Here is a 19,972-nt window from a genome sequence, read left to right as displayed (position 1 = left end):
AGCCTCGGCCGGGTGGCTCCATATACACGTAACCCACCCCCAACCAAACGACGGAGTTACGTGTCTATGGTCTCGCCAACCTTACCTGGCTGCCCGCACCACGTTTCATACGGCGAAACGAGTATGTTGATACGGGCGTTTCTGGTTTTTATTCTCCAGAAACCGGCTACTCCCCAATGACGGCGCAACCATACCATATTATTTCAGCCATCGACAACCTTATTCTTTGGCAATATTGGCTCTTAATTGAGACTCGTTTTCATTAATCTGAGTTCATGCGGGAATATAATGTAGCCGGGGGTAACAATGTTGCGGAAATAATAGTCAGAAAGGAAATGGCGCTGCCGATTAATTGTCCACAAGCAGCGCGGGGTTTGAGCGATAACGGAATGGATTTATTTTTATTTATTGATTATCAACGAAAAAGTGATAAATCTTCTCCAGGTCGTCCAGATGAGTTACCTGAACCAACAGCCGGCGCTGTTCCAGGTCGATGGCCAGAATGCCATCCTCCGATAAATTCATGGCTTTAATGCGGTTATATTCGACAAACACATTGGCGAAGAAAAAACCTTGCGCTTTAAACACCATCTTGGGCGAGCGAATATAAGCGATATAGATGGCGAGCAGCGCCAAAGAAATAAGCAGGTAAGTGGTTAATGCCGCGCCGTTGGTGGTGACGTTGCGGTAAATCAGAATGGCGATCAGGCCGACGAAAATCAGGCTGTCGAGCCGGTTGCGGCGTTTGAGCGGCACTTTGAGCCGCGTTTTGCCTTTCAGCAGATCCATGCCGAATTCGTCATACAGCGAATACAGCAACAGCAGGGCGATGAACAGCATCAGTACGGCGTCGGTCAGTGACATCTCTTGCTCCACACATAAAAAAGCCGGGGGTTGCCCCCCGGCCGTTTCGAACGATTACAGGCCCAGCAGGCCAATCCAATAGCCAAAGATACCGATGACGAAGAAGCCGATGATGATCCACAGCGCGTTGACTTTCTTGCGCAGCAGCCACATGCAGGCGAAGGTCAGCAGCAACGGCACCAGGCCCGGCATCAGCTGGTCGAGGATAGTCTGCACCGTGGTGACGTTGGTATGCCCGGTCTGGTCGGTTATCTTGGACACCACCAGCGGGATATTCACGTGCGTCCACTTGTTGACCAGCGCCCCCATCACAAACAGGCCAAGAATGGACGCTCCTTCTGTCAGTTTTTGCAGGAAACCGCCGCCCATGTCGTTGACGATATCCACCCCTTTACGGTAACCGTAGGCCACGCCGTAGTAGCGGGTCAGCAGGCGCACCAGGTTGAACAGCACGAAGAACAGGATCGGTCCGAGCAGGCTGCCGCTCATGGCGATGCCGGCGCCGAGCGCGGCGAACACCGGCCGCACGGTGCCCCAGAAGATCGGGTCACCGACGCCTGCCAACGGCCCCATCAAACCGACCTTGATGCCGTTGATCGCGCCGTCGTCGATCGGCGCGCCGTTGGCGCGTTGCTCTTCCATCGCCATGGTCACGCCGAGCACCGGCGCCGCCACGTAAGGGTGCGTGTTGAAGAACTCGAGGTGGCGTTTGATCGCCTGTTTGCGATCGTCATTGTTTTCCGGATACAGGCGACGGATCACCGGCACCATCGAGAAGCAAAAACCCAGCGCCTGCATGCGTTCGAAGTTCCATGACCCCTGGAACAGGTTAGAGCGCAGGAATACGCCGCGAATGTCGGCCGGCGTGAGTTTCTTTTGAGCAGTTGTATCAACCATTTCTCTCACCTATTCCTAGTCGAGTTCGTTATCGAGATCGTTCGCGTTAGCCGGGCCGGCCTGGACAACCTGAGATTTGTTGTATTTCGGGCTGAGCTGGATATACAGCACGGCCATCACCACGCCGATGACGCCGAGCGCCACCAGGTTGAAGTTGGTGAAGGCGGCGGTAACGAAACCGAGATAGAAGAACGGCATCAGGTAGCCGGCGCGCATCATGTTAATCACCATTGCGTAACCGACCACGACGATCATGCCGCCGGCGATGTTCAGGCCGCTGGTGACCACTTCCGGGATCGAGTTGAGCAGGGCGTGTACCCCGGCGGTGCCGACCGAGATGGCGACGATGACCGCAGGGATGGCGATACGCATCGCCTGCAGCAGCAGGGCGCCAATGTGGATCCAGGTGATGGCGCGCAGGCTGCCGCGCTCCGCCGCGCTGTCCGCCGCGTGCTGGAAGGCCACGGTGAGGGTGCGCACGATGATGGTCAGCACCTGGCCGGCCGCCGCCAGCGGAATGGCCAGCGCGATACCGGCGCCGACGCTCTGCCCACCGGCAATGACCAGAATGGTCGAGATGATGGACGCCAGGGCGGCATCCGGCGCGACCGCCGCACCGATGTTCATCCAGCCGAGGGCGATCATTTCCAGCGTACCGCCGATGATGATGCCGGTTTTCATGTCGCCGAGGATGAAGCCGATCAGGGTACAGGCGACCAGCGGGCGGTGGAACTGGAACTCGTCGAGGACGGAACCCATCCCGGCGATACAGGCAACGATAAATATCAGCACAATCTGAAGAGTGGTGATCTCCATTGCACTTCTCCTATGACCAAAAAAGCTCTGAGTAAAATAATCAGCGGCTGGCGCCACTAATTGAGTTTGTTAATCAGGTCCATCATTTTTAGCCGGCTGTCGGACGAGACCTTACGCACCTCCAGCTCGATACCGCGGTCGTTCAGCTTCTTAAACGCTTCGATATCTTTTTCATCGACGGAAACGGCGTTATTCACCTGGGTTTTCCCCTGACGGAACGCCATGCCGCCGATATTGACGGATGTAATCTCCACGCCGCCTTCCACCAGACGCCAAACGTCGGTCGGGTTGGTAAATAACAGCATCACGCGATCGTTGGCGTATTTCGGGTTGTTCCAGACGCGGATGGCCTTCGCCACGTCCACCACGTGAGCGGTGACGCCCGGCGGGGCAACCTGGGTCAACAAGGTCTTGCGCACATGGTCGGCGGCGACCTCATCGCTGACGACGATGATGCGGCTGACGTTGGTCTCTTTGGTCCAGCGGGTGGCGACCTGGCCGTGGATTAAGCGATCGTCGATACGCGCCAGGCCGATTTTCATGTGATCGTTCGGCCCCAACGGCGCCTGAGGAGCAGCGGCTTTCGGGGCGGGTGCTGCGGGTTTTGCGGGTTCTTCTTGCGGTTTTTTCAGCGCTTTCACGCCTTCACGGCCGGTTTCCAATGCCAGCGCCACCAGTTCATCGAAAGCGGGGTTATCGTCCCGCGCCATGAAGGTTTCCACCAGCATCGGAATGTTGACCCCGGTGACGACCTCATAGTTGTCTTTATCGACCGCAATGCGGCTGGCGGCGTTGAACGGGCTACCGCCCCAGGTATCCACCAGGAACAGCACGCCGCCGCTGGTATCCAATCCACTGATTTTTTCGTTGTACTTGACGATTAACGTTTCGGCATTCTCACCGGGAACGAAGTCTATAAAGGCGACGTTGTCCTGCTCGCCCAATAGCATCTCCGCCGTTTTCAGCAGTTGTTCCGCTGCAGCCCCGTGTGTGCCGATGATAATAGCTATTGCCACTCGCTACCTCCTCGTTGAACTCCAGGCACGGTGTATATCGTTCTTCCGTGCCGTCTTGGCAGTCACTTCCGCGGTTCAGATACATTATGGTAGAAAAAAAGAAACGCACGCCTAACATTTCTCACGCAGTTTCAAATGCCTGTGCGCGATACTTCACGAACGCGTCATTTATTTTAGTGAGTGAAAAAATATTTTTTGTGACGCTGCTCCGCTATTGAATGCTCGGATAAATCTTAGCGGTCGTGGGCGAGATGACAGGGCGCAACCTTAAACCGCCGTTGAAAAAGCCGCTTTGTCCGCCAGAAAAATCCTGATACAGTAATTTCCTCTTTCATCACTAAGGAGTGAAGGGCCTCAGCCCTCCCTATGGACTGTCACCGAAGTTACTGTTTTTCCAGGTTTCACCCGCCACCTGCTGGCGTTACATATGCTGTTCGGCCGCTCGGCCACCACCCGGTAATCCCATCCCGTCACCTTGCTATTGTCGACTGCGCCCATGCAGCGGCGGCATCGTCACGTCTGAGCCTCCTGCGCTCATTCCCACTTTTCTCTGGAGTCTGATATGGAATTTTTAATGGACCCCTCTATTTGGGCGGGGTTGCTTACGCTGGTGGTGCTGGAAATCGTGCTGGGCATCGACAACCTGGTGTTCATTGCCATTTTGGCCGACAAGCTGCCGCCGAAGCAGCGTGATAAAGCGCGCATCATCGGCCTGTCGCTGGCACTGCTGATGCGTTTGGGCCTGTTGTCGGTGATCTCCTGGATGGTGACGCTGACCACGCCGCTGTTCAGCGTCGGCGATTTCAGCTTCTCGGGCCGCGATCTTATCCTGCTGTTCGGCGGGGTGTTCCTGCTGTTCAAGGCCACCATGGAGCTGCATGAACGGCTGGAAGGGCAGACGCACCAGGACGGCGCCAACCGCGGTTACGCCAAGTTCTGGGCGGTGGTGGTGCAGATCGTCATCCTCGACGCGGTGTTCTCGCTCGATGCGGTGATTACCGCCGTGGGCATGGTGAACGATCTGCCGGTGATGATGGCGGCGGTGGTGATCGCGATGGCGGTGATGCTGTTGGCGTCCAAACCGTTGACTAACTTCGTTAACGCGCACCCGACCATTGTGGTGCTGTGCCTGAGCTTCCTGTTGATGATCGGTCTGAGCCTGATCGCCGAAGGCTTCGGCTTGCATATTCCTAAAGGTTATCTGTACGCCGCGATCGGCTTCTCGATCCTGATTGAATTGTTCAACCAGATCGCGCGTCGCAACTTCATCAAGCATCAGGCGCGTCGCCCGATGCGCGAGCGCACCGCGGAAGCGATCATGCGCCTGATGGGGCAGCAACGTGCGCAGCAGACGGACGATGCGGTCGCCTTGCCGCGGGATGAAACCTTTGCGGAGGAAGAGCGTTATATGATCAGCGGCGTGCTGACGCTGGCCTCGCGCTCATTGCGCAGCGTGATGACGCCACGCACCGAGATTTCCTGGGTCGATTGCGAGCGCTCTCGTGAAGAGGTGCGCGAACAGCTGCTGGACACGCCGCACAGTCTGTTCCCGGTGTGCCGCGATTCGGTGGATGAGATTGTCGGCGTGGTGCGCGCCAAGGATCTGCTGGTGGCGCTGGAGCAGGGTGAAGATATCGCCGAGTTCGCCGCCCGCACGCCGCCGATCGTGGTGCCGGAAACCATGGACGTCATCAAGCTGTTGGCGGTGCTGCGTCGCGCCAAAGGGCGTCTGGTGGTGGTCACCAACGAGTTCGGCGTCGTGCAAGGGCTGGTGACGCCGCTGGACGTGCTGGAAGCGATTGCCGGTGAATTCCCGGACGAAGATGAAACCCCGGACATTGTGGCGGAAGGCGACGGCTGGCTGGTGAAGGGCGGGACCGACCTGCACTCGCTGGAACAGGCGCTGGCCTGCGATGACCTGGTGAGCCCAACCGCGGACTACGCCACCCTGGCGGGGCTGCTGTTGGCCCACTACGGCCAGATGCCGGTGGTGGGGGATACTATCGAGCTGAACCACCTGCGTTTCGATATCGTCGACGTCTCCGAATACCGCATCGAACTGGTGCGTGTCACCCGCGTCGTCTTTGACGAGCCGACGCAGTCGTAACCCGTTCGCCGGAGGCTCAGGCCTCCGGCGGATCCTCTTGCGCATGCCTGACGCGCGATTCGTACTGCTGCAACCACAGCGGGAAAACGTGGATCGGCATCGGTTTGGCGAAATAATACCCCTGCAGGGCATTGACCTCGCGTGAGCGCAGGTAGTCAGCCTGTTCCGCCGTTTCTACCCCTTCAGCCACCAACTTCAGCTTCAGCCGCTGCGCCAGCGTAATGATAGTGTCGGTCACCGTGGCGTTTACCGCGTCGGTGCCGATGGCCGCGGTAAACCCGCGGTCAATCTTCAACACGTCCGGGCTGAGGTTTTTCAGGTAGCTCAGCGAACTGTGGCCGGTGCCGAAATCGTCGATGGCCAGCATGATACCCATGTCTTTCAGCGTCCGGATCTGGTCATGCTGGATGGCCGACAGCGCGGTGCGCTCGGTCAGCTCCAGCATCAGTGACGGCATTGGGTGCGCCGGCAGCCAAATCTGGCGGATATCGTCGATGATGTTGAGCGTTTTAAAATGCTCGGCCGCGACGTTGATGCTGATGTAGAACGACGGCCGCGGCGGGAACAGCTGCAGATTTTCCGTCACGGTGTTCATCAGATAGCGGGTCAGCGGAATGATCAGCTCATGCTGCTCGGCCAGCGGGATAAACACGTCGGGCGAGATCCACCCCTGCCGTTTCTTTTTCCAACGCAGCAGCATCTCGACGCCGGCGCAGCGGCCGGTATCGCTGTGAATGATCGGTTGGCAGTAAACGCGGAACTCCCGGTGGGTAATGGCATGACCGATGTGATAAGACAGGCTCATACGGTTAGCGGTGAGCAGGTAGACCACGTAGGCCGCCAGCAGGCTGATCAACAGCGCCAGAGGAATATGGCGCGGCAGTGCGGAAAACGCCAGCATGCCGACCTGCGGGCCGAACAGCGAAATCGAGAACGGGTACCGCTCGGAACCGGCGGTGTAACGCAGGTCGTTGGTCAGGGTGTCGCGGCGCAGGATTTCACGGCGTCCGTATTCCAGGCTGCTGTCGGCTACGTTCAGCACCATTCGCTGAACATAAGGCTCCTGCGGTTCGAGTAAAAAGTTCGATAACAGCTCGATATTGAAGACGTGCAGAACGCCGCTGGTTCTATCGCCGGGGGAGGGTGTCCACATCACCAACGTGGGCAGTCCTTTGCTCACCGCCAACGAAGGGCGCAGCGCCAACTTGACGTTGCTGTTGACGAAAATCGGCAGCACGGCGGCCAACTGATAATGACGGGCGCCAAACAGGCTGGAGCAGTAGATGATGCCATTTTTTACCAGCAGCATGGCGCGCAGCGCCTGATTTTGCGCAGCGCGAAAGCGCAGGGTCGATGAGACGTTCTCGCAGGGTTGTTCCAGCATGTCCATACTGCGTTCCGCCTGCAGCTGCGCGGGGGACAGCAGCTGGTCAATCTTGCCGACGGTGCGGGTGGCCAACGTTTGCTGGCTCTGCTCGATGCTTTTGACCTCTTGATAGTAACGGGTATACAGCGATACCAACAGAATAGCCGCGCCCACCGCTCCGGCCAGCAGCCAACGGTAGTAACGATATTGGGACGCGGCGAGGTGGGTCATCAACATCCGGTAAATCCTTGTTCGGTAATCCAGCTCCGAGTCACGGTCAGGCCATAGATCCTTAAGTTGCGCTCGGCTAATTCTAGCCTGAGGTTATACAAGATTGATGGTAACTCAGTAAATTATTTCGATTTGGCAAAACAGAAGGTCAATTTGCAGGCTAACCGCCGGATCGATGAGAAAAATGCAGGATTTTTTCTGGTGACATTGTCACAAAAACGCTCAATGAATTGATTACCCATAAAAAACCCCGCCGGGTGGCGGGGTTGTCGGTCAGTCGCATTGCACCTTGATAGCCAGGCCGCCGCGTGATGTTTCTCGATACTTGGCGTTCATGTCTTTGCCGGTTTCATACATGGTCTCGATCACCTTATCCAGCGAAACGCGCGGTTCGCTGGTGCGGCGCAGGGCCATGCGGGCGGCATTGATCGCCTTGACCGAGGCGATGGCGTTGCGCTCGATGCACGGCACCTGCACCTGGCCGGCGACCGGATCGCAGGTCAGACCCAGGTTGTGTTCCATGCCGATTTCCGCCGCCACGCATACCTGCTCAGGGCTGCCGCCCAGCAGTTCGGCCAGGCCGGCCGCCGCCATGGAGCAGGCAACGCCGACTTCACCCTGACAGCCGACTTCGGCGCCGGAAATGGAGGCGTTCATCTTGTACAGCGCGCCGATGGCGCCCGCCGCCATAAAGTAGCGGATATAGATGTCCGGGCTGACGGACTCGATGAAGTGATCGTAGTAAGCCAGCACGGCAGGCACGATGCCGCAGGCGCCGTTGGTCGGCGCGGTGACGACGCGGCCGCCGGCGGCGTTTTCTTCGTTAACCGCCAGCGCGAACATGTTGACCCAGTCGATCACGTTCATCGGATCGTTGGACAGTTTGTCCGACGCCACCAGCATACGGCGCAGCGCGGAGGCACGGCGCGGCACGCGCAGCGGGCCCGGCAGCACGCCTTCGGTGTTCAGACCGCGATCGATGCAGGCGCGCATGGTTTGCCAGACGTTACCGAAGTAGGTGTCGATCTCTTGCTTGCTGTGCAGCGCCAGTTCGTTCTGCATCACCATGCCGGACAGCGACAGCCCGGTCTCGCGACAGTGGTCGAGCATTTCGCGCGCGGAATTGAACGGATAAGGCATTTGCAGTTCTTGCTCGGCGGCCTTGCCGAAGTTCTCTTCATCGACGATGAAGCCGCCGCCGATAGAGTAATAGGTCTTGCTGTACACTTCTTTATCGCCGGCGAAGGCGTGGACCTGCATACCGTTTTCGTGCAGCGGCAGGTTGTCGCTGCGGAAGACCATGCCGCCGTCGCGCGGGAAATCGACTTCATGCAGGCCGTTGGCCAGCATCAGGCGTTGACGTTGTTCTACATCGCGAATAAAACCCGGGATGCTATCGATATCGACGGTGTCCGGCATGTTGCCGGCCAGGCCGAGAATGATAGCGATATCGGTATGGTGACCTTTGCCGGTCAATGAGAGTGAGCCGTAAACGTCTACGGCAACACGCGTGATAGAAGGCATCAGGCCTTTATTTACCAGATCGTCGACAAACTGTTTGCCGGCTTTCATCGGTCCAACCGTATGAGAGCTGGACGGGCCGATGCCGATCTTAAACATGTCGAAAACGCTAATCACGCTAAAACTCCTTAAAGAGACGTATTGTTATGGCTGCGGCGGTTAAAAACCGCGCAGGGAACAGCGATATTGTAAAAGGGCCGTGCGGGTTCGGCTGCCTTTTTCGCATGAAATTAAATAATCCGTGGTGTCGCTTTTTTTACTGATTACCCGGGGCGAACCCTTGTGCGGGGCATCCGCTTTCGCCCAAGCTCCATTAACGGTAATCGCGCCAGCTTTCCTTGCTGAACGCCGCCGGCTTAATCCCTGTTTCTACAGTGGTTTATCTCGGACGGTGGTATTTTACAGGTATTTCGTAAGGTTTAAGAGAGGGTTTACAGTTTTTTTAAAACCATTCAACCGGAACGGTAGTTGAAAAAGCGATCAAATGAAGTGATTTCGATCGCTTTACCCGCAGCGGAGGCCGGCAACCGTGCCAGATTGCGAGTCAGATCACGCAATGCCGGCTAAATACTGACTTGCTGCGCCAGGCGGCGAATGATGGCGGCGGTCAGCCCCCAGATAAACTGGCTGTGGTACCAGGAAAGGTAAATCCGGTGCGTATGGCCGGCGCGATGAATGTCCAGCGGGTAGTAACGCGACAGGGTCAGCGCCTCCCGCAAAGGCATTTCAAACACGTCAGCCACTTCGCCTTCGTTGGCGCGGAACTGCACGTCCGGCGAGACCAGGCCGACGATAGGCGTGACCTGAAATCCGGTGCTGCTGTCGAGCGGCGCCATTTGGCCGAGTATGGTAACCGCCTGCGGCGGTATCGCCACTTCTTCCTGCGCTTCTCGCAGCGCCGTTACGATCGCCGACCCGTCTTCAGCGTCGGTTTTACCGCCGGGGAAGGCCACCTGGCCGGCATGTTTGCGCAGCGAGTCGGCGCGGCGGGTCAACAGCAGCGTCGGCTCGGCGCGACAGACGATCGGGATCAGCACTGCGGCCGGGCGCACATTGTGCGAGATCTGCGCCGCCTGCGGCAGCTGCAGTTGGAAACGGCTGATAAAGGCGTGCAGTGAGGCCGGTGCATTTGGTGGGATCACGACTGGGCGCACTCCCCGAGCTGCGGTAGAATGCGGCCAACCTTGTCGAAGGTCTCCTGATATTCCGCCTGTTCCTGGCTGTCCGCCACGATGCCGCCGCCGGCGGAGCAATGGATGCGGCCGTTTTCGGTGACGAGCGTGCGAATAGTGATGTTGGTGTCCATGGTGCCGCAGGCGCTCAGGTAACCGATGCTGCCGCAATAGGCGTTGCGACGCTGCGGCTCCAGTTCTTCGATGATTTCCATCGCCCGCACCTTGGGCGCGCCGGTGATCGAGCCGCCGGGGAAGCAGGCACGCAGCAGTTCGGTCGCCGAGGCGGTGTCCGGCAGGGTTGCGGTGATGGTGCTCACCAGGTGGTGCACCGCCGGGAACGGCTCCACGACGAACAGTTCCGGCACGCGCACGCTGCCGGGCTGGGCGACGCGGCCGATATCGTTGCGCAGCAGATCGACAATCATCAGATTTTCAGCGCGATCTTTGGGTGAACCGGCCAAACGACGAGCCTGTGCGGCGTCTTGTTCCGCGTCCGCCAGCCGCGGCAGCGTGCCCTTGATCGGGCGGGTTTGGATGCGCTGCTGCTCCAGCCACAGGAAGCGCTCGGGAGAAACGCTCAACACGCTGTTGTGAGGCAGACGCAAGAACGCGGAGAACGGCGCGCGGTTGCTGGCGCTCAATTGGCAAAACGCCTGCCATTCATCTCCCTGATAGTCTGCGGAGAATCGCTGCGCCAGATTGATTTGGTAACAGTCGCCGCTGCGCAGGTAGTGCTGAATGCGTTGGAACTTCTCGCCGTACTGCTGCCGGCTCATATTGGCGCGCCAATCGCTCAGCAGTGTGAAAGGGCGTGCCGCAGGCGCGGTTTGGCTATTGAGCCAGCGCCAGCGCTGTTCCACGTCGCCATAGCTGAGCAGCGTCAGCGTTTGCAGCCGGTGGTCGGCGATCAGCGCCCAGTCATAAATGCCCACAGCCATGTCCGGTAAGGCGAGGTCGGCTTCGGCCAACTGCGGCAAGCTTTCCACCCGCCGCCCAAGATCGTAGCCGAACAGCCCCAGGGCGCCGCCCTGAAACGGCAGATCCGGATTAAAGGCCGGTTGCCAACCTTGCGCCACCATCTGCTGTTGCAACAACTCAAACGGATCTTGTTGCGACCGTATTGTTACGTCGTCACTTATGATTTCCGTGGTGGCGCCATGAGTCGTGAGAGTAATGCGCGGCTGCGCGACCAGAATATCGAAGCGGTTGTGCGAATGGTCGGCAAAGCCCGAGTGCAGCAGCATCGCCCAAGGCTGCGATGAAAGCGGGGCAAAAAGCGTCATCAGGGCGCTGCGATGGTAGGGCAAAGACTTTATGTTTGGGGCGGTTACGCTCATGAACGTCAATAAACCTGGCTGTGAAGACGGCAATATCTGGCGGCTAGTGTGCCATAGACGGCCATGGCATGCATGTTTTGCCATGCGAGACATGCAGCACACCTCACATAAACGGCAGTTCAATAAACCTGAAATAAGGCATTTTTTGCGCCATTGTTTATACTTCGATATGTTAAAAATTTAACGTCAAAATAACTGGAAGCATTTTTCACCGAGGGCGCAAGACCCGAGAAATATAAAGACAACTCGTTAATTTCACACTTTTATTGTTGCTCGCTTTTATTAAGCGGGCGATGCGAAACGGTTTTGCCTGTGTTTTTTAAGGTGGCCGTCTTGTGAAAGTTATTCCTTGTTGTGGAACGCTTTTCTTGTAGAAAGCATGAAAAGACAAACAAGATGAATCTTATTTGGCTCGCGGCGGAAATGTGAATGTTCGCGTCATATTTTCGCTCGGGCGCTGAAGCGATTTCTATTTTTCAAAAAAATAAAATTATCATTTTGTTACATTATTATTGAAGAGCTGCCTATGTCGTTAATGCTGAGCGTCATCGTCCCGATGCACAATGCGGGAGAACTGTTAGAACCTTTCCTGGCTTCGTTGCTTGCTCAACGAGAACAGCGGTTGGAGGTGATCATCGTTAACGATGGTTCCACCGACGGTTCGGGGGCGGTCGCCCACCGCTATGCGGCGGCGCATCCGCATATTCGGGTTATCGATCAGGCGAACGCCGGCGTTTCCAATGCGCGTAATGCCGGGCTCGCCGTTGCCCGAGGAAAATACGTGGCGTTTCCCGACGCTGATGATCTGTTGGCGCCGGAAATGTATTCCACGCTGCTCGAGCAGGCCGAACGGCACCAATTAGACGTGATGCAATGCAATGGCGAACGCTATTTTGCCAGCGAGGACGAATTGCAGCCGATTTTTCCTCAGGAGCGTTTACGCACCACTGATGTTATCACTGGCGTTCAATGGTTCGAACGCGCGTTGAAATCGCGAAAGTTTATTCACGTTGTGTGGTTGGCAATATATCGTCTCGATTTTATCCGCCAGCATCGGCTCTATTTTGAACCGGGCTTACATCACCAGGATATTCCCTGGACGACGGAGGTCATGTTTAATGCCAAGCGGGTCAAATATTTAAGCACGCCGCTGTACCGCCAACGGGTGCACGACAAGTCGATCAGCAATCGCCGCCGCACCGGCAAGGCTAACGTGGATTATCAGCGCCACTATATGAAAATCGTCGAAATGCTGGAGCGGCTCAACCTGCGTTATGCGAGCACCATCGCCATTCGGCCGGCTTTTCATTGGCAGATCACCCGTGAAGCGCTGGGGATTTGCCACAGCATTCGCCGTGAGCCGGATCCGGCCGCTCAGAATCAGATTACCGAAGAGTTTTACCAACGTGGCATCGACAGAGCGATGCTCGCCAATGCGCGCGGCGTGAAGCAGGGGTGGCATGTCATGCTGTGGCGGCACCGTTTAAAGCAGTGGCGCAACGATAACGGCTGTTCACAGCCGGCCTGAGGCACAAGACGTTGGGATCCGCCGCGTTAGCGCGTATACTCCTTCTCCCTTTTGCCGGAGAGAACGACACATGCATGCAGGTATGCCATTACTGAGCCACGCGGAGCAGCAGGAAGCGGCGGATCGCATCCATCAGCTGATGGAACAGGGCATGAGCAGCGGTGAGGCCATTGCTCGCGTTGCGCAGGAAATTCGTGAGAAGCATCAGGGCGCTCATGTCGCGGTGCTGTTCGATGACGAAGACGAACAGCAGGATGCCGCGCCGGAGGCGTCGCGGGATGACGATGCTGAAGAAGACGAAGACTATTGATGTTATCGGGGCCGCGCAAGCGGCCCCGTCAGTTTTAGCGGTTGACCGCCACGGCGGCGGCGGCCTGTTTCGCCAGCTCCACCGCGAGTTCCGTGGTGTCCGCCGTCGCCAGCGCTACACCCAGGCGGCGCTGGCCGGCGATTTCCGGCTTGCCGAACAGACGCAGCTGGTTGTGCCCGCGCAGCGCGTTTTCCAATCCGCTGAAGCGCACATCGGTGCTGGTGAGCTGTGGCAGGATCACCGCCGAAGCGGAAGGGCCGAACTGGCGGATAGCGCCGATCGGCAAACCGAGAAACGCGCGCACGTGCAGGGCGAACTCAGACAGATCCTGTGAAATCAACGTGACCATGCCGGTATCGTGCGGGCGTGGCGACACTTCGCTGAAGATCACGTCGTCGCCACAAACGAACAGCTCCACGCCGAACAGCCCGAAGCCCCCCAGAGCCTTCACCACTTTCTCGGCGATAGCCTGGGCCCGGCTCAGCGCCGTAGCCGACATGCGTTGCGGCTGCCAGGATTCGCGGTAATCCCCATCCTCCTGACGGTGCCCGATCGGCTCGCAGAAATGCACGCCATCCACGGCGCTGATGGTCAGCAGCGTAATTTCAAAATCAAATCTTACCAGCCCTTCGACGATCACCCGGCCACCGCCGGCACGGCCGCCCTGTTGGGCGTAATCCCAGGCGCTTTGCAGCTGTTCGGGCGTGCGGATCAGGCTCTGGCCTTTGCCGGAAGAGCTCATCACCGGTTTGACGATGCACGGGTAGCCGATATGCTCAACCGCCTGGCGGAAGGCGATTTCACTGTCGGCAAAGCGGTAGCTGGAGGTGGGAAGACCGAGCTCTTCCGCCGCCAGACGGCGGATGCCTTCACGATTCATGGTCAGGCGTGTGGCTTCGGCGCAGGGCACTACGCGGTGGCCCTGGCGTTCAAGCTCGACCAGCATGGCGGTGGCGATCGCTTCGATTTCGGGAACGATATAGTCCGGCCGCTCGTGTTCGATGACGGCTTTCAACGCGTCACCGTCCAGCATATTGATGACGTGTCTGCGGTGCGCCACATGCATGGCCGGCGCATCGGCGTAGCGATCGACGGCGATCACCTCCAGACCGAGGCGCTGGCATTCAATGGCGACTTCTTTACCCAGCTCGCCGGAGCCGAGCAACATGACACGGGTGGCGGAAGGGCGCAGGGCGGTTCCAATCGTTAACATAGTTTCGTACCTGGATCGGTGAAAGTAAGCGGATTGATGATCGGCGGGCAGTATATACGAAAACGATTGCGCGCGCAGCCGCCGCGCCGGTTTTGTTGCTAACTGGCTGTTTTTATAACAAACAGAAATATTTGCCCTGTATGAGCGATTGTGCGTTAATAACCGACGGCGAAAGAAGGCCTACTTATCGAAAGGTTTTCGCGTCTCGTGCCGTCAAGGCAGGTTTATCAAGTAAAGGAAACACAAATGAGCAAGATCACTGGTCACGTTAAATGGTTCAACGAAAGCAAAGGTTTCGGCTTTATCACCCCTGCCGACGGCTCTAAAGACGTTTTCGTTCATTTCTCCGCTATCGTCAGCGATGGTTTCAAGACCCTGGCTGAAGGCCAGCAGGTTGAATTCTCCATCCAGGACAGCCAACGTGGCCCAGCCGCAGCCAACGTCGTTGCGATTTAACGACTGCGTTGCCAAGAAACCCGCCGCCGGCGGGTTTTTTTATGCCCGCACCCCGTAACGCCGCCCATCTCTGTTATCATTTACCGCTGATTCGGCGCTTACCTGCGGGCGCGCCGCCATTCCATTCGTCACATAAGAGTTATCGCCGTGAGCACAGTTTCTTTTTCTTCCCTGCCGCTGCCAGCCGAACAGTTGGCCAACCTCAACGAACTGGGGTACGCCGAAATGACGCCGGTACAGGCCGCCGCATTGCCCGCCATCCTGCAAGGGCGGGACGTGCGCGCCAAGGCGAAAACCGGCAGCGGTAAAACGGCGGCCTTCGGCATTGGTCTGCTGAACAGTATCGTCGTCGGTCAGGTCGCCACGCAGGCGCTGGTGCTTTGTCCCACCCGCGAGCTGGCCGATCAGGTGAGCAAAGAGCTGCGTCGCCTGGCGCGTTTTACGCAAAACATCAAGATCCTGACGCTGTGCGGCGGCCAGCCGATGGGGCCGCAGCTCGATTCGCTGGTGCATGCGCCGCACATCGTGGTGGGGACGCCGGGCCGTATCCAGGAACACTTGCGCAAGAAAACGCTGCAGCTGGACGAGCTGAAGGTGCTGGTGCTGGATGAGGCCGATCGCATGCTGGACATGGGGTTCGCCGACGACATCGACGATGTGATCAGCTATACGCCGCCGCAACGTCAGACGCTGCTGTTTTCCGCCACGTACCCGGCAGGCATCGAGCGCATCAGCGCGCGCGTTCAACGCCAGCCGCTGAGCGTCGAGGTGGACGATGGCGAAGCGCAGACCTCCATCGAACAACGCTTTTATGAGACCACGCGCGATCAGCGCCCAGCGCTGCTGGTGTCGGCCATTCGCTATCATCAACCCGCGTCCTGCGTGGTGTTCTGCAATACCAAACGCGACTGTCAGACGGTGCTTGAGGCCCTGGAGGCCCGCGGCATCAGCGCGCTGGCGCTGCATGGCGATCTGGAACAGCGCGACCGCGACCAGGTGTTGGTGCGTTTCGCCAACCGCAGTTGCCGGGTACTGGTGGCGACCGACGTCGCCGCACGCGGGCTGGATATTAAAGAGCTGGAGCTGGTGGTCAACTACGAGCTGGCGTTCGATCCCGAAGTGCATGTGCACCGTATTGGCCGTACCGGCCGCGCCGGCATGAGCGGGTTGGCGATCAGCCTGTGCACGCCACAGGAAATGGCGCGTGCGCACGCGATTGAAGACTATCTGCAGATGAGCGTCGACTGGTCGCCGGTGTCCGAGCTGAGCGGGGCGGTCAACGGCTCGCTGGAGGCGGAAATGGTGACGCTGTGTATCGACGGCGGCCGCAAGGCGAAGATCCGTCCCGGCGATATTCTCGGGGCGCTGACCGGTGATGCCGGGCTGACGGCGGCGGAAGTGGGCAAGATCGATATGTTCCCGGTGCATGCCTATGTCGCGATCCGCAAAGCCAGCGCGCGCAAGGCGCTGCAACAGTTGCAGCAGGGCAAAATCAAAGGCAAAAGCTGCAAGGTGCGGCTGCTGAAATAAGCCAAAGGCGGGCGGCGGTTTGCCTTCCCGCCACGATCTATTTATACTGTATATAATCACAGTAATTTGAGTATTTGAGGACGCACGCATGGCGGTTGAAGTTAAATATGTGGTGGTGAGAAACGGTGAGGAAAAAATGACTTTCGCGAGCAAGAAAGAAGCCGACGCCTACGACAAAATGCTGGATCTGGCGGACAACCTTGGGGAGTGGCTGCAGCAGGCGCCGCTGAACCTGGATGACGAACAGCGCGAAGGGCTGAGCTTCTTCCTGGCGGAAAACAAGGATGCGCTGGGCCTGATTCTGCGCGGCGCATCGCCGGCGGAAACCCTCAAGAAACCGGCGGAAAGCAAAGCGAAAAAAGCGGCCTCTACCCCAAAAGAGGGATCTGCGTCAGAAAAGCAGGCGGCATAATGACTTATGTTGCGGTGTTGTGATGAAAAAGGATCTAAAATGAGCCGTGAAATAACTTTCTTCAGCCGCTTTGAGCAAGACATTCTGGCCGGGCGTAAAACCATCACCATTCGGGATGCCAGTGAATCGCATTTTGAACCGGGCGAGGTATTGCGCGTCAGCCGCAATGAAGACGGCGTATTTTTCTGCTTTATCGAAGTGCTGTCGGTAACGCCGGTGCGCCTGGATGCGCTGACCGAACGCCACGCACAGCAGGAGAACATGTCGCTCGGCGAACTGAAGCAGGTGATCAAGGAAATCTATCCGGGCCTGGATGCGCTGTTTGTCATTGAGTTCGTCAAACGGTAGCCCTTTGCCGAAGCCCTGTTGTGAGCCAGGGATGGGCGCCCGGATAGCGCTAATCACAACGGGAGGACATATGAAAAAAACGGGTTTGGCTATCGCCTTGTTGGCCATGATGGGAGCATCGACGGCGGTGTGGGCGCAGGATCACGAACAGCGCGCCGCCAAGGTGGGGCAGTGTGCGGGCCTGCAGCCGGCGGATATCGCCGCCCAGGTCAAGCGCGACTTCTTGCAGAACCGCATTACGCGCTGGGAGTCGGACAAAAAGCTGCTGGGTACCGCAACGCCGATTGCCTGGGTTAGCCCGGATGCCATCAGCGGCAAGGATCAGGTATGGCAGGTGCCGTTGACGGTGCGTGGCACCAAGGCAGATAAAACCTACAACGTGACGCTCAACTGCAACACCGGCGAAATCGCCTACAGCGCCCCACAGTAAGGCTTTCCCGGCAGTAAAAAGCCCGCCGAGCGGCGGGCTTGATGTTCTCAGACGGTGTCAGTCGCTGAACGGAATCACCAATTCACCCGGTTTCACTTCCAACCCTTTCGCCAGTTTTTTCGCCAGCGCTTCGGTTTTGCTGTTGTCAGGATTCAGCACATAAGCCGGCTTTTGGTCGAAGTAGGATTTCAGCGACTGGTTCAGATACGGCGTCAGCGCTTTCATCACCGTCTGCATTTTTTCCGGCTGCACGCTGTAATCGGTCAGCTCCATGTCCTTCAGGAAAATGGCGCCCTGCGCCCGGTCATAAACCGGCTGCGCCTTCAGCGTCAGCTTCAGATCCGCGGTCTGCGGGCCGAGAATCGACGTGATGTTGACCTTGGCGTCGCCGGAAAGGGTGACTTTACCCGGTTCGCTGCGGCCGATCTGGCTTTGCAACTGAGTCAGCACGATGTTGGCGTCCAGCAGGCCGGGCACGCCGATTTGCTTCTGATAGTCGTTATGTTTCTGCAGGTAGTCATTCACTTCCTGCTCACTCAGGGTGTACTGGGTCAGTTGATTGCAACCGGCCAATACGCCGGCGAACAGCAGGGCGGCTGCGCCCATCAGGATCTTCTTCATTAATGCCTCATTGCGACTGCTGGCGAAAAGTGCTGCAGATAATTGATTAATCATTATAAACGCTCCGCCTACGCGTGAAAACGGCAGGCGGCGGTATGGCGGGAATAGTGCGCGTAAAACAGGGCGAGACCTATCGGATAACGCCGAAAGCGTCAGCGCCGTAATCGCAGCGCCAAGAGGATCACGCCGGCCAGGCAGGCTGCGCCTCCCAACAGCGGGAACAGCGGAATGCCCCACAGCCGCAGCGACGAATGCATCAGATAAGGCGCCAGCCCCAGGGCAAAAGCGGCGGTGACGATGGCGATGGCCAGGGTAACGGCGCTGCGCTCCAGCGCTTTGCTCAACTGACCGAGGTTCTTGACGTTAATGTCGGCATTGAGCTGCCCGCGTTTCAGGCGGCGCACCAACAGCCGCAGGGTTTGCGGCAGCTCCTCTCCGGCGTCGAGCGCTTCCCCGCCCAGGGTCAAGAGCCGTTGGCGCACGGCGTCAGGGGCATAACGTTGCAGCACCGTTTGTTGCAGCATCGGTTTGAGCGTGGCGACGATGTCAAAGGCCGGATCCAGCCGGTGCAGCACGCCGTCGGCGGTGATTAAGGCCTTGAACAGCAGCACCAGATCCGGCGGCAGCGCCAGCTGGTGCTCACGCGCCATCACCAACAGGTCAGTGAGGGCTTTGCCGAGCGTCAGGGTGGCGGCGGCCTGCTTGTCGAGAAAGTTTTGCGCCGCCAGCTCCAGGTCCATCAGATCCAGCGGTTCGCTGTCCGACCAGGCGATCAGCGTGTTGACGATGCCTTCGGACTGACGATCGGCGATGGCCTGCAGCAGCAGGAGCAACTGGTTGCGCCGCCGTTCGGACAACTGACCCACCATGCCGAAGTCGATGAAGCCGACGCGATCGCCGCTCAGCGCCATCACGTTGCCGGGGTGCGGATCGGCGTGATACAGCCGGTGCTCCAGCACCATGCTCATAAAGGCGCGAGCGCCGCGCCGCGCCAGCAGCGGGCCGTCAAATCCCGCTTCCGCCAACTGCCGGGGGTTCTCCGGCGCGGTGCCGGGCAAGTATTCCTGCACTAACAGACGCGGGGAAGACCATTGCCAATAGATTTTCGGCACGACCACGTCGGGTTCACGCGCAAACATGCCGGCGACGCGATCGCAGTTATGCCCTTCATGGGTCAAATCCAGTTCATGATTGAGCGCCGTCGCCAGCGCTCTGACCATCTGCCGTGGTCGATAGCGCGCCAGCGCCTGACTCTGCTGCTCCACGGTTTCCGCCAGCGAGGCCAGCAGCCGCAGATCGGCGTGAATGGTTTTCGCCAGGCCGGGGCGCAGCACTTTCACCACTACCTGTTCGCCGCTGTGCAGGCGCGCGCGGTAAATTTGCGCCATCGACGCCGCGGCCAGCGGTGTGCGATCGAATTCGGCAAACAGCTGCTCGGGATCATCCCCGAGATCGGTGATGATCTGCGGCGCCAGCATTTCCCATGGCAACACCGCCGCCTGGCTGTGCAGACGATCCAGTTCGTCGGTCCAGGCCGGATCCAGCAGGTCAGAACGCGTGGCCAGGATCTGGCCGAATTTGACGAAGGTTGGGCCGAGCGCCTCGAGCGCTTCGCGCAGCCGCTGAGGAAGGGGCTGCGCGCTCTGCCGTGCGGGCTCACCGCGGGCGCCACGCAGCAACGCCCCCAGGCCCAGCAGGCGCAGAACGTCTTGCAAACCATAACGAATCAGAACGGAAGTAATTTCCTTCAGCCGCGCCCGATCGCGAGCGGTGGCGAGCACCATTTTCAGCATC

19 protein-coding genes and 1 riboswitch are annotated in these 19,972 nt (G+C 58.5%); of the genes, 8 read left to right on the top strand and 11 right to left on the bottom strand.

Annotated features, from left to right (window positions below; all coding sequences use genetic code 11):
• Positions 1 to 4 precede the first annotated feature (4 nt).
• Positions 5 to 187: riboswitch (yybP-ykoY riboswitch) on the bottom strand.
• A 218-nt stretch (positions 188 to 405) separates the two neighbouring features.
• The 4 genes from ACJ8IP_RS05695 to manX are packed head-to-tail and all read right to left on the bottom strand — an operon-like array spanning position 406 to position 3,593.
• Entirely contained in the window at positions 406 to 864 is a 459-nt protein-coding gene (locus tag ACJ8IP_RS05695) for a DUF986 family protein (protein WP_147838043.1), read from the bottom strand.
• 54 nt (positions 865 to 918) lie between these two features.
• Positions 919 to 1,761, bottom strand: a complete 843-nt coding sequence (locus tag ACJ8IP_RS05690) for a PTS mannose transporter subunit IID (protein ID WP_033634889.1) — start codon at positions 1,759 to 1,761, stop codon at positions 919 to 921.
• Positions 1,762 to 1,776: 15 nt separating this feature from the next.
• On the bottom strand, positions 1,777 to 2,577 hold the full coding sequence (locus ACJ8IP_RS05685) for a PTS mannose/fructose/sorbose transporter subunit IIC (RefSeq protein WP_033634888.1): 801 nt from the start codon (positions 2,575 to 2,577) through the stop codon (positions 1,777 to 1,779).
• Positions 2,578 to 2,633: 56 nt separating this feature from the next.
• Positions 2,634 to 3,593, bottom strand: coding sequence for a PTS mannose transporter subunit IIAB (gene manX, locus ACJ8IP_RS05680; protein WP_042784756.1), 960 nt, complete (start codon positions 3,591 to 3,593; stop codon positions 2,634 to 2,636).
• 562 nt (positions 3,594 to 4,155) lie between these two features.
• On the opposite strand from manX, the gene ACJ8IP_RS05675 reads away from it, so the two are divergent.
• The gene (locus ACJ8IP_RS05675) at positions 4,156 to 5,700 is read left to right on the top strand and encodes a TerC family protein (RefSeq protein ID WP_033643383.1); all 1,545 of its coding nucleotides are present in this window, start codon (positions 4,156 to 4,158) and stop codon (positions 5,698 to 5,700) included.
• A gap of 16 nt (positions 5,701 to 5,716) precedes the next feature.
• On the opposite strand, the gene ACJ8IP_RS05670 is transcribed toward ACJ8IP_RS05675, so the two are convergent.
• The 4 genes from ACJ8IP_RS05670 to pabB form a co-directional block, all read right to left on the bottom strand.
• On the bottom strand, positions 5,717 to 7,303 hold the full coding sequence (locus ACJ8IP_RS05670; protein WP_089197147.1) for an EAL domain-containing protein: 1,587 nt from the start codon (positions 7,301 to 7,303) through the stop codon (positions 5,717 to 5,719).
• A 267-nt stretch (positions 7,304 to 7,570) separates the two neighbouring features.
• Positions 7,571 to 8,935 (bottom strand): L-serine ammonia-lyase, encoded by a 1,365-nt coding sequence (sdaA, locus tag ACJ8IP_RS05665; protein ID WP_025159820.1) that lies wholly within the window; start codon positions 8,933 to 8,935, stop codon positions 7,571 to 7,573.
• Positions 8,936 to 9,381: 446 nt separating this feature from the next.
• Complete coding sequence (locus ACJ8IP_RS05660; RefSeq protein ID WP_033644292.1) at positions 9,382 to 9,960, bottom strand: CoA pyrophosphatase; 579 nt, start codon at positions 9,958 to 9,960, stop codon at positions 9,382 to 9,384.
• Positions 9,957 to 11,330 carry an aminodeoxychorismate synthase component 1 gene (gene pabB, locus ACJ8IP_RS05655; RefSeq protein ID WP_033644291.1) on the bottom strand — a complete coding sequence of 458 codons (1,374 nt, stop codon included), beginning with the start codon at positions 11,328 to 11,330 and terminating at the stop codon, positions 9,957 to 9,959. The genes ACJ8IP_RS05660 and pabB overlap by 4 nt, the downstream gene beginning before the upstream one ends.
• Before the next feature lie 526 nt (positions 11,331 to 11,856).
• On the opposite strand from pabB, the gene ACJ8IP_RS05650 reads away from it, so the two are divergent.
• A complete protein-coding gene (locus ACJ8IP_RS05650; RefSeq protein WP_164106973.1) occupies positions 11,857 to 12,858 on the top strand; it encodes a glycosyltransferase in 1,002 nt (333 codons plus the stop codon).
• Between the two features lie 70 nt (positions 12,859 to 12,928).
• Positions 12,929 to 13,168 carry a YoaH family protein gene (locus tag ACJ8IP_RS05645; protein WP_033643378.1) on the top strand — a complete coding sequence of 80 codons (240 nt, stop codon included), beginning with the start codon at positions 12,929 to 12,931 and terminating at the stop codon, positions 13,166 to 13,168.
• A gap of 34 nt (positions 13,169 to 13,202) precedes the next feature.
• On the opposite strand, the gene purT is transcribed toward ACJ8IP_RS05645, so the two are convergent.
• Positions 13,203 to 14,381, bottom strand: a complete 1,179-nt coding sequence (gene purT, locus ACJ8IP_RS05640; RefSeq protein WP_164106974.1) for a formate-dependent phosphoribosylglycinamide formyltransferase — start codon at positions 14,379 to 14,381, stop codon at positions 13,203 to 13,205.
• Positions 14,382 to 14,627: 246 nt separating this feature from the next.
• On the opposite strand from purT, the gene cspE reads away from it, so the two are divergent.
• From cspE to yebF, 5 genes are all read left to right on the top strand, one after another.
• Entirely contained in the window at positions 14,628 to 14,837 is a 210-nt protein-coding gene (cspE, locus tag ACJ8IP_RS05635) for a transcription antiterminator/RNA stability regulator CspE (RefSeq protein ID WP_004927572.1), read from the top strand.
• 147 nt (positions 14,838 to 14,984) lie between these two features.
• Positions 14,985 to 16,367: an ATP-dependent RNA helicase DbpA gene (gene dbpA / locus ACJ8IP_RS05630; RefSeq protein ID WP_198793143.1), complete on the top strand. Its 1,383-nt coding sequence runs from the start codon at positions 14,985 to 14,987 to the stop codon at positions 16,365 to 16,367.
• 88 nt (positions 16,368 to 16,455) lie between these two features.
• Positions 16,456 to 16,779: a YebG family protein gene (locus ACJ8IP_RS05625; protein ID WP_033643375.1), complete on the top strand. Its 324-nt coding sequence runs from the start codon at positions 16,456 to 16,458 to the stop codon at positions 16,777 to 16,779.
• A gap of 39 nt (positions 16,780 to 16,818) precedes the next feature.
• The gene (yqfB, locus tag ACJ8IP_RS05620; protein WP_004927562.1) at positions 16,819 to 17,127 is read left to right on the top strand and encodes a N(4)-acetylcytidine aminohydrolase; all 309 of its coding nucleotides are present in this window, start codon (positions 16,819 to 16,821) and stop codon (positions 17,125 to 17,127) included.
• A 70-nt stretch (positions 17,128 to 17,197) separates the two neighbouring features.
• Positions 17,198 to 17,557 (top strand): protein YebF, encoded by a 360-nt coding sequence (gene yebF, locus ACJ8IP_RS05615; protein ID WP_004927560.1) that lies wholly within the window; start codon positions 17,198 to 17,200, stop codon positions 17,555 to 17,557.
• A 57-nt stretch (positions 17,558 to 17,614) separates the two neighbouring features.
• Here the strand turns inward: yebF and ACJ8IP_RS05610 are convergent, their stop codons facing one another.
• Together ACJ8IP_RS05610 and ACJ8IP_RS05605 are read right to left on the bottom strand one after the other, a co-directional pair.
• Positions 17,615 to 18,178, bottom strand: coding sequence for a lipoprotein (locus tag ACJ8IP_RS05610; protein ID WP_016927416.1), 564 nt, complete (start codon positions 18,176 to 18,178; stop codon positions 17,615 to 17,617).
• A gap of 152 nt (positions 18,179 to 18,330) precedes the next feature.
• Positions 18,331 to 19,971: an ABC1 kinase family protein gene (locus tag ACJ8IP_RS05605; protein WP_197849958.1), complete on the bottom strand. Its 1,641-nt coding sequence runs from the start codon at positions 19,969 to 19,971 to the stop codon at positions 18,331 to 18,333.
• Position 19,972: the final 1 nt, after the last annotated feature.

Source organism: Serratia sp. CY52157 (assembly GCF_052168495.1).
Lineage (GTDB): Bacteria > Pseudomonadota > Gammaproteobacteria > Enterobacterales > Enterobacteriaceae > Serratia > Serratia ureilytica.
Note: the sequence above shows the minus strand (reverse complement) of the source record. Positions and strands in the feature narration are given on the sequence as shown.